3 protein-coding genes and 1 pseudogene are annotated in these 11164 nt (G+C 45.4%); 1 reads left to right on the forward strand and 3 read right to left on the reverse strand.

Features of this window, described 5'->3' with window-relative positions; translation table 11 throughout:
- The first annotated feature begins 181 nt into the window (after positions 1 to 181).
- Positions 182 to 724: pseudogene (locus ENN47_09145) on the forward strand (ABC transporter permease).
- Between the two features lie 42 nt (positions 725 to 766).
- On the opposite strand, the gene ENN47_09150 reads toward ENN47_09145, so the two are convergent.
- From ENN47_09150 to ENN47_09160, 3 genes are all read right to left on the reverse strand, one after another.
- The gene (locus tag ENN47_09150; GenBank protein ID HDP78329.1) at positions 767 to 3481 is read right to left on the reverse strand and encodes a diguanylate cyclase; all 2715 of its coding nucleotides are present in this window, start codon (positions 3479 to 3481) and stop codon (positions 767 to 769) included.
- A gap of 800 nt (positions 3482 to 4281) precedes the next feature.
- The gene (locus ENN47_09155) at positions 4282 to 6768 is read right to left on the reverse strand and encodes an EAL domain-containing protein (GenBank protein ID HDP78330.1); all 2487 of its coding nucleotides are present in this window, start codon (positions 6766 to 6768) and stop codon (positions 4282 to 4284) included.
- Positions 6769 to 6805: 37 nt separating this feature from the next.
- Positions 6806 to 9559 (reverse strand): transporter substrate-binding domain-containing protein, encoded by a 2754-nt coding sequence (locus ENN47_09160; GenBank protein ID HDP78331.1) that lies wholly within the window; start codon positions 9557 to 9559, stop codon positions 6806 to 6808.
- Between the last annotated feature and the right edge of the window lie 1605 nt (positions 9560 to 11164).

The following is an 11164-nucleotide window of genomic DNA, read 5'->3' on the forward strand; positions in this document are numbered from 1 at the left end:
AGCTTTTTGAGTCTATACCTTGTTTTCCCTTGCACCATTATACCACATTATTCGCCTGTACTTCACTATTCATCCGCTTTGTACGCTTTTTCAGGAAGCCCTAATTCAGTCGAATGTGCCGGTGGGAATCTTTACCGTTAAGAAGGCGACTCCCGGTATCGCGATGTCTGGCCTTTCGTTCATTTAGCTCTTTTCAGGAACGACTATCTCTTGGGATTGTCCCGATTCCTTCATTCCAAGGCTTTTCACTTCGCCAATGACGGCCAAGGATTGCATTCTGGGATATACATTGCCTCTGATTCCAATGTTTTCGATGCAAATCACCCTATGCTTCATCGTCGCAATCATCTTGGGACTTGAAATCAATCTCAACATTCTGCCGACCATTGTTGTGCTTATACCGGTGGCTGCTTATTCATTGCTATTGGTTTGCTTTGCGGGAGCCTCTTCACAGAAAAACAGGTCGGTAGACTTCGCGGAGCGCTCACACTAACGGCTCTGCCCGGCTTTCAGGCGGCTGGTTTCATCTCGACCTGGTCGGCGGAACATTCAGAGCGATCGCAGATGTTCCGCCTTTCACGTGGTAAGTGCAGGCCGTTTTGCTCTGGCCGGCGAATACACCAAAATCCTCCCCCGAATTACTATGGGAAATAGGTTATGCAGTATGCTTATGATTTCGGTAGTTCTTGCCTTCACAATGAAGATGAAGAGCGACAATCCCTGACGGGTCGGCTATTCGCCAAATCAACCGCGTCCCATGCCCGGCTCAAGTGGTTTCTTCTTCAATCATTTTGACGAAAATTTCAGCGATATTCGGATCGAACTGCTTCCCGGCGCCTTCCCTAACTGCTCGAATGGCAGCTTCTTTTCTTTCTTCGATTGAATCGTCGCCTCTATTGAGAACACGTTCATAGGCTTCTGCTACCGATATGATTCTAGATATCAGCGGGATCTGTTCTCCTGCAAGCCCTCTCGGATAGCCTTTTCCGTCCCATCTTTCGTGGTGGCTGTAGGCAAATTCGGCAAGGTCCAGCGTATCATCGAAAAGATTCAAGATCCTGTATCCGACAACGGAATGCTGCCTCATCTTCTCCCTCTCTTCCCCCGTCAAGACTTTAGAAGAATCCTTAGACAGGATGCTTTCATCAAGTACTATTTTCCCGATGTCATGCAGATAGCCCGCTCGCTTCAGCACGCTGATTTCATGTACGGAGAGGTTTAGGGCAGATCCAATTTGGCCGCACAGTTCGCGAACAGCAACTGAATGCTGCTTCTCTCTCGGATGCTTTGAATGCAAAGTCTCAATAATTGAGTTTATTATCTCCCTGTTTGAAGATTTGCGATTCATTGTCTTATCTCTGTACATAGAGTTTTCCGCGTTTGCCATTACCACTTCCAGCGGTTGATCGATACTTTTTTTCGTATCGAGACCAAGTGAGACACTGCACTTCATCGCTGCGACACGTGTATTCGAAAACCCAATCTTGATTCGCGAGAGTATCTTCTCTGCCTCTTCCTTGTCCGTTTTCGGCAGAAGAATAATGAACTCATCGCCGCCGGCTCGAACAATCACGTCACTCTCCCTGCAAGACTGATTCAGCACCTCTGCAGATTTCCTTAATAGTTCATCTCCGGCAGCGTGACCAAATACATCATTCGTCATCTTCAGGCCATTGATATCTGCGAAGATTACGGACATCGGAAGATTTTCTGATTTATCGATCTCCTTACGGTTGTTTTCGAAACAACTTCTGTTATGAAGTCCCGTAAGTGAGTCATGGCAGCTCAAGTACCTGATCTCTTCCTCTCTCTTCTTCCGTTCTGTAATATCCATGAAGGTTATTACCCCGCCGACTACCTTCCCGTCTCTTATCTGGGGATACGAGTGATACTCCACATCGAAAGAAGTGCCGTCAGCTCTCCAGAAGACCTCGTCATCCGCTTTAAAGCCTCTGCCTTGTTTGATCGATCTGATAATCTTGCAGTCATCAGCAGGAAACACCGTTCCATCCCGGCGGCTATGATGAAGCTTAAGGTGCATGTTCTTCCCGAGCAATTCCTCTATGCTTGAGTATCCAAGAATTCTAGCGGCACTAGTATTGCAGAAAGTGCAGTTCCCATTCATATCAATTCCATAAATACCTTCTGCAGTTGAGTCAAGCAAGAGCTGCAGTTGGTTCTTGCTTTCCTCCAATGCTGCATTTACCTTGTGCAGTTCCTTTGTTCTCTCCACAACACGATCTTCCAGGTTGTTTATAAGAAACTGCATCTTGTCTGCAACTCTGTTGAAACCCGTCGAAATGGTTCCAATCTCATCGTCCCTAGCGACTTGAACTCGCTTTGAGAGATCCCCGGAGGAAAACGCCTCGGACACCTGAAGAAGATCGTTTACAGGCTTCATAAGCTTTCGAGCTAATATGAAGAATATGATGACAGAGAAAACCAGTGCAAGCGCAACCAGCAAAACAGTTAGATGAATACTATCCACAACACTGATCATATAATGTGTTTCAGGAATCACAGCTAGCAAGACCCAGTCGACTCCCGGCATACGGATTTCTCTAATGTCGACAAAGACCTTTCCATTCTCGTCTTTGAAAGTGAGAAATGGATCCTGACTCAGATTATAGTTACTGCAAACCTGCCGAATGACCGAGTTATCGATTTCGCAAATTGATAGCCGTTTGAACGTTCCGTCGGATAGAAATGAGAAGTTATCGACCTCCAAAGAATTTGCGATCAGCAGACCTGTATCCCTTTCAAAAATGATTGCGTAGCCGTCATAGTCTTTCACAGTTTCCTTGAGAAAGCCTCCTACACCCGAAAGGAGCATGTGCGTTCCCAAAACACCCCGTAAACTACCTTCCCTGTCGTAGACCGGCCATGCGGCAGAAATGGTCAGATCATCCATTACAAAGTGTTTATAGATTGGCGAGAAGATGGGACCCGCTGCGGCTTCTGCAGCTTTGTACCATGCTCGAGTTCGAGGATCGAATTTCCCTGCTACGACTACCCGCTCGCCGGCAGTCAAATCCTCATTCACGGAATAGTACCATGAGTAGCCTCCCGTAGAAGCGTCGTTTCTCATAATCTCTATTACTCCATCTTCATTTCTGCGGGCGCCATAGTACTCTCCGTTGACCGTGCCAAAGCTGAAACTGTATACTTCCTCTTTCTGAGAACTCAAGACACCGACGAAGAATTTCTCTCTATTTTCTTCGTCAGAGAGATCGAGAATATTGTTTTCGATGATCTTGTGGTTTGCTTCGTTAATGTGAGTAGGCTCGTGCATGAAGTTGACTATCTGACTGAACGTACTCTCGCTTATTGTTCCAACAATCCGTTCCGATGTCAGCTCAGCCGAAGATAACCATCTCGCGAAAATGAGACTCCCGATTCCGACCACGGACATCAGAATAGTCAACATGAATACAATTGCGGCCGCCCACTTGATTGAAATGTCTCCCTTACTTCCTCTCATAGTACTTTCCATCCCTCTTCGGAGTACTTATTCTTCTGTTGCATGTGCTACAGTAATCGACTGTTTTTCTGAACCTCATTTGCCACCTTTCTTCATTATAATAGTTACCCTAAGATTTTTTACACTCTGCCACACCAAGACAAAAGGCATTAATTCTCGCTGATCAAATCCTTTCGGAATACTAGGCAGGCTAATTCTCAGCTGTCGCAGAGGGCGTCTATCTTACATAAGCCTTGTGCGTTCTTTCGAAGACCCTATTCAACATCTGCTCATCGAGGTTCTGCATTATCGCAAAACTATGCCAAGAATGGCAGAGCGTTCAGCTTGTCTCTTCTATACATCACAAATCGTATAACACAGTTCATCTTTCTCGATGAATACTCCGCTGAATTCTCATACGCCAGGAAACAGAAATTGAAATCACAAACTGACGGTTGAGGATACCCTGCACTTCTTCTTCTGAGTCGCTTAATAGAAGAAGCGCTCCGTCAAATGATGCTGCTTTCAATAACGACACAATATGATGCGAGTATTCTATTTTTCTGGTTTAAGCGGTCCGCCTTTGAAGAAATCTGAGCGAAGATGCGTGAAAAGTGTCGCCCGTTCAGATAGATCCTGTACTTAGCTCTTCCGCGAAGACTTTGTTCTCACAGACCAAACTCTCGAAGCATATCTTTAAAGAGTAACCACACATTCATGAATACCGGCTTAGTTTACAGTCCGAGCGCAAGGCTATTTCTTTCCTCTTCATCGGCCTCGCCATTCATTTCAATAAGGGATGTAGTACTTATCAGCAGCCATCATTGATGATTATGAATCTTAAGAAACTCGATTGCCGCCTCCTTGTCCAGAGGTCTGGCAACGAGATATCCTTGTATTTCGTCACATCCGCAACTGAGAAGATACTGTCTCTGCTCCTCATGCTCAACCCCTTCTGCCGTAACATAATGCCCCAACTTGTGGGCCATCGAGATGATATCACAAGTAATAGTATCCTCGGCTCTCAAATGCATCAGTCCATCAACAAAAGACTTGTCAATTTTCAGGCAGTTGACGTTCAGCTCTTGTTCCCTCGCAAGAGATGAGTATCCTGTCCCAAAATCATCTATAGCAATATGGATACCGTTATCCTTCAACTTACCAAGAGTTCGGTTTATTTCCTCGTAGTTTGAAGCAAAGACCGTTTCAGTTATTTCGAGACAAATGTTTTCGGGGGAAACACGCGCTTCACTTATCATTTCAAACAGATCGTCAACGAAATCACTTCTCAGAAGCTGAATGGCAGAGACATTTATCGAGACTCCAATGTCACTGAATCCATTCTTTCTTAGCTCGTTAAGAAAGCTAAAGGCCTGGTACATGACTTTTCTACCAATGGGAATAATGAGTTTTGTTTTTTCGGCTACCGGAATGAATTCCAAAGGCGGCACAAGACCGAGTTTGTCGGTTCTCAGTCTCGACAGAGCTTCAAAACAACGAATCAGGTTTGATTTGAGACCAAGGACCGGCTGATATTGCAGAAACAACCCGCCATCATCTTCGCTTACTGCAATTCTGGAAAGTTCGCGATCTATCTCCAGTTCGCGGGTAATCTGCATCTCTATCTCCTCATCATAAAATCGAATCCCAACTTTTCTCTCATTAACATTAATCGCCTTTTCCGATGTGATGAGAAGTCTTTTCATCAGCTGATCAACATCGCTATCATTATCCTGATTGATCTCAACAACACCGACCCCAACTCCGATTCTCTCAACCTCAAACAAGGAAGTTAGTGTATTTGCAATAGCTTCTGAGAATTCATGAAGAGTCGCCTTACCTTCGTGATCTCTCAAGTAGAAAACAAACAGGTTTTCATATGCGTAAGATAGCAGGAGATTTTCTGTACAAAACCTGCTGAGTGATTCGGCCACATTCCTTGTCAATTCCTGAGAGTAGTGGAATCCGTAAGTCGCCGTCACTAACTGCATATTACTCAGATTTACACTAATAAGAGCTCTTCTCGACGCTTTTCGATTCTTCGAGTCTCTCTTGAGAACTCCTTCCAAATAACTAAGATTGTACAGATCCGTCCATCTGTCGTGTTCACTAGTATACTTGAGTTCATCTTCAGATCTTTTCCGACTTGTTATGTCTATAATTATCCCTTCAAGACCCTCAACCTCTCCTGCCTCAGTGAACACTCCTTCTCCCATTTCCAGAACCCATTTTCGCTCTCCCTCTGCGGTAATTATTTGATATTCATAATTCAGGGGCATCCTCTTCGCAATTGCCTTCTCCCTCTCCCTCCAGAGAGATTCACGGTATTCCGGAGCAACCAAATCGTTGAAGGCAAGGTCCTTGTTGCTAATAAGACTTTCCGGAGGATAACCGGTCAACTTAGAGCACCCGGCAGAAACGTACTCCATAGTCCACTGCCCATCGCACTTGCACCTGTAAGCCAGACCGGGAAGATGGGAGAGAAGAACGGACTTGCTACGCTCGCTTTCAAGCAGATCGGCCTCCATCTCTTTTCGTCTGGTGATTTCCTGAGCAAGACATATATGGTTATATCTGCTATCATTCGAGATTACGAGCGGTGCCACGGTCATTTGAACCCAAACGATCGAGCCGTCGGGCTTAACGTATCGCTTTTCCATTGAATAACTGCTAAGCTCACCGCTCTGCAGCTTCTTGAAGTTAGCCAGGTCCTTATCGAGATCATCGGGATATGTGATCTTCGCCCAGCCAAGCTCCATGAGTTCATCCTTCGTTCTTCCCGTTATTTGCTCGAACATTGGATTGAACCTCGTAACGGCATTCTTGCTATTGGACGGTTCAGAACCGTGCGAAATAGCTATCCCGATTGGCGCCTGCTGGAAGATCGTCTCGAAGGTCAACCCCTGTTCATACAGCTTCTGCTCGAGCAACTGCTGGATTCTAAGCAGTTCTACGTGAATCTCGATTCTCGCTTTCAAGGAATCCATATTGACGGGCTTTCTAATGTAATCCACCGCCCCAAGCCTCAGGCCTTCAATCTCATTATCCAGCTCATCGTAGTTCGTCAAAATTATTGTCCGGAGTCCCTTGTAGCGATCATTTGACTCCAAAGCCTTTAGAACCTCGAATCCATCCATCTTTGGCATGTTCAGATCTAGGATCACAATGTCAATATCGCCATGTTCGTCGATTTGCTGCATTGCCTCTATTCCGTCACAAGCTGTAAGAATATCGTATTCTCGCAACATTCTCTCGATGATGAAACGATCTGATGCCGAATCGTCCACAACCAGAATTTTCGCAGACATCATTCTTCCTCCTTAAGTTGGAGAGACTCATACTTCTTCATTTCTTGGTCTGAAACCGATCGATTTCCTCAATCAGTTTTCTCAGCAAACCAAAAAACCTTTCTTTCAGCGGCCGTATTTCCTCTTCCTTTTCTTCATTTAGAGCCTTCTGCAATTCCATTGACACTGTGTACAATTCCTTTGCTCCGATACTGCCTGAGCTTCCCTTAACCTTGTGGACGATCTGCACGGCATCGGCATATCTCTTTTCATTTATTGCAAGTGAAAGCTTTTCTGCAGTTTCCTGGTTCTCTTCCAAGTATGCCTTCAATATCTGCCGATAGACTTCTGAATCCCCGCCAATGTTCTTCAGTCCGGCCGATTGATCAAGAACGGTAGATTCCTGTATGCTCTCTTCCTCATTTTCCTGGATTATTTCTTTGACGGTCTGAATTAAACGGTCAGGGTTAAAGGGCTTGCTTATATAATGATACATTCCGCTTGCTTCACACTTTTCTTTCACACCGAGAATTACGTCGGCGGTCATCGCCACAATCGGGACCCTGTCTGACATCTTCCTGATCTCCTTCGCCGCCTCGTAACCGTTCATTATGGGCATGTGCAGATCCATAAAGATCAAGTCGATGTTCTCTTTATGCTGCCGGTAGAGTTCAACAGCAGTCTTTCCGTCTCCGGCCAAAATCGATTCGATTCCCACTTGCTGAAGAATAGACTTGGCAATCAATTGATTAGTCTTGTTGTCTTCCACCAGGAGAACCAGGTGTGGGCGTTCCAGCTTTGAATGACTCACTTGCTCTTTTATGGCAGGATGGGAGGCGGAAACGGCCTTGAGCTTGAAAATGTCGAGAATTCCATTCAAGAGAATTGAAGGAATAATCGGCTTGCCAATTGCCATATCGATTCCATAGTCGTTCAGTTTGTCAAACAGGTCCTCTCTCATCATTGGCAGGAGCATGATAAGCTTTGGAGTTTTATGTATCCTTCTGTTATTTCGAATCGAAACTGCAAATTCGAAGCCCCCTTCCGCTGGTGTGTCGTAATCCAGAATGAAGAGGTCAAAGGGTTTGGCGAACTTCCCATCGGCAGCTTCCAACATGCTCACAGCACTTACCTGAGAGGTCGTTAGCTCACAATGCATTCCAAATGCGCCTAGATAGCTCTCGATCAAGTTCATACTGGCCCCTGTCTTTTCCAGGACAAGCGTCCTGATATTCTTGAAGTGGGTCGCCGAGAAGGTCTTCGCATAAAGATCCTCCCTCTCTCTGTCGACATCCAGGGACAGATGAATGATGAAGGTGGAACCTTCTCCCGGGGTGCTGAAGACCTGGATCTCCCCTCCCATCATTTCCACAAGATTCTTAACGATTGACAGCCCCAATCCCGAACCCCCAAACCGACGATTTATGGTGCTGTCTCCTTGTATGAAAGGCATAAACAAGTTCTTTATCTGCTCTTCAGTCATACCGATACCGGTATCTCTAACGGAAAATGACAGGTGATACTTCTCATTTTCCTTAGCTACCAGTCTGACGTCAAACGAGACTTCACCAGTACTTGTGAATTTCGCCGCATTGTTCAGGATATTGAGGAGAATCTGTTCTATTCGCTTCTGATCACCGAAAAACCAGTTGGGAATGAGGGGATCTTTTGAAAGCCTGAACCCGATTTCTTGCTCTTCAATCTTGTAGGACACAATGTTAACGACATCCTGGATAACCTGATCCATGCTGAAAGAAGTAATCTCCAGTTCCACCTTGCCTGCTTCGATTTTTGAAAAATCAAGAATATCGTTGATTATACTAAGCATGTTGTTTGAAGCCTGGGTAATCCGATCGATGTACATGCTCTGTGTCAAAGAAATCTCAGTCTTTTTCAGCAGATAAGCCATTCCCATAATTGCGCTGAGAGGCGTCCGGATTTCGTGAGACATCCGTGCCATGAAGCTTGACTTGAATTCATTTGCATCCTCCGCTTCTCTTTTCGCCTTTTCCAGATCGACCTGAATGAGCTCCCTTTTTCTGATTTCCTTTTTCAGACGAAAAATCCAATAGATCGAAACAGCCATTGCAACGGCAACGAAGGCACCAAAGATAGAAATGATCTGAATTATTCGGCCGTAGTCAACCTCTGACTCCAAATCAATCCATTTGTTGTTGATGGCAATTCTCTCTTCCTGTGTGATCGAATCCAACGCCTTGTTGATAATGCTAATGAAGTGGGGCCAGTCTTTGCGACCTGCAAAATGCAGGGCCAACTGCTTCTCCGCTTCGAATGCAGTGAATCTCAGGTTTGTCAGCCCATTTGCGCGTATTAGATGATTCGTTGTAGCGAGGTTCCCGACGAAAGCCCTCTCCGTACCGTTTGCTACTGCTGTTATTGCAGCCTCGACAGAGTCGTACAGACTCAAGTTTATTCTTGGATAGTACAGCAAGTAGCTGTGATGAGAGCTATTTCTCTGCACAGCTACTGTTAGTCCTTCCAGATCTTCGATTCCGGAGATAGCCGTGTCGGTGTCTCTGGTTGCGATTACCCTCTTGAAGTAATAATACGGTTCGGAGAAAAGGAAGTAACTCTCTCTCTCATCGGTTTTCGATATTGCAGGCAAAGCGTCGACCTCGCCCGAAAGAGCCAGATCATATGCTTCTGGCCAGCTCAACCCCGATATTATCTCAAATCTCAGACCTGTTCTTTCTTCGATGAGCGACAAAAGGTCCGCGGTAATACCCTTGTACTTTCCATCTTTGTCAATGAACTCGAAAGGCACAAAAGCAGGATCTACTCCAAGCCTTATGACAGGATGCTCATTCACGAAAGCAATCTCATCCTCCGTCAAGGCTATCTTTCCATCTACCGCAAAACAGGGGTTTACCAAAAGCAAAATTGTACTGACTACTGCAAACAACAGGGTAAGAAACCTTCTCATAGAAACGCTCCTTCGAGCATAAAATTGGCCGATTTGTAGCCCGGGCGCCTGCACTGGCCATTTTTGGCAGTTGTGCAAATAATCGAGATAAAATCAGCTTTCGTCAGCCCTTTCAGTTAACTCTCACCCGTTCGGCTGAAAAACCGCGTACTCTTTTCCCGGTCCTTGAAGCTTCACTCCATAAAGCCCGAAACAACACCGATCACTCGCGGTATTTCGATCCAGTAAACTTGCTACAGCGTTCCTCCAATCAGCTTACACAATAATCCTGTTTCCTCTTGAAGCTTCGGTGAGGAATCCCTTTACGTCACTTCACAAATAATATGTTCTAGTCAATACAATTTCACGCCATGCTGTCTACTAAAAATCATATCCCCTTCTGACTAACAATCGTTAATAAAATGACTCTAGAGAGCGCCTGAAAGAATCGCTATACTCAAGACTGGTGGCACTTCATGCAACCCACAGAAAAGCAATTTGGAGCGCGATCCTTCATGACGTCCTTAACAAGTCAATAATACTCTTGAATTTCGAAAATGCATTTATTCTTGTTCTAGATATTCTTCGTAACCTAAAGCAACTGCTTCTTCCTCTTCAGTCAATGAAGTGCTACCTATGCCTCTCTCTCTTCGACTTTGCTGGGTTTCGTTTCTACACACTTCGAGTACACTTTGAGGACGCCATCTTCAGCATCACTGAAACAAAAGATAGGGCGCACTCATTCGGTGCTAGACTGAGGACATCCGATCTATACCGGCCTCTGAAGAAGCGACGAGCTTCCGGCTTCTCAAAGTCTGCAGGATAATTGTTATAGCACCAAATTAAGATTGTCCGTTAATGAGAACTATTATCTTGATCGATGACTTAGCGTAAGATGATAAGCGCAATTAAAATGGTAAGATCTATCGGGGAGTTGAACGAACCCGTTTCTCGACCTCATCGCTGCCCATAAGTTAGAGAGCTGAAAAGAAATCATTTTATGCTTTTTCTCCCTTGGCAGTACTTACTAGATTTTGCTCCTGTTGATTCTGATCTTAAGTCCTCCCTTGAGGGAGCTCATCATTATCCATAAGTCAGGGACTCAAACACCACTCATATGCTGGTTCTTGCGCGAATGGTGTGATCGGCTCCCGGAGATCCCATCTTAAATCCTCCCTTGAGGGAGGAGCGCCACGAAGTGGCGGTGGGTGTCTCTGAAGAAACGAGTGGGAGATCGAGAAGAACCATATTCGAGACTGTCAAGATTGAGGAGAGAAAGCAGATCCTGCATTGTATCACTATGGGATGACAGAACAAAAGAAGCGATGCGAGACGCGCTTCAAAGAGCGCACACGCCCATCGCAAGCGGTCCCCACCGCTCGAGTGGGGATTTAAGATCAAGAGCAGAAGAGCGGTTTATCCGGCACAGCGTTTCCAGGTTCTTAGTCAAAAACCACGAGATTATGAGATAAGATCCAGAGAATATGATTTGGG

Origin of the sequence: Mesotoga infera (genome assembly GCA_011045915.1) — a bacterium.
GTDB classification, from domain to species: domain Bacteria; phylum Thermotogota; class Thermotogae; order Petrotogales; family Kosmotogaceae; genus Mesotoga; species Mesotoga infera_D.

What these genes read in the sequence shown, in the direction of transcription:
- ENN47_09150 (HDP78329.1), bottom strand. Translation starts at nt 3,481, where the DNA reads ATGAGAGGAAGTAAGGGAGACATTTCAATCAAGTGGGCGGCCGCAATT.
- ENN47_09155 (HDP78330.1), bottom strand. Translation starts at nt 6,768, where the DNA reads ATGTCTGCGAAAATTCTGGTTGTGGACGATTCGGCATCAGATCGTTTC.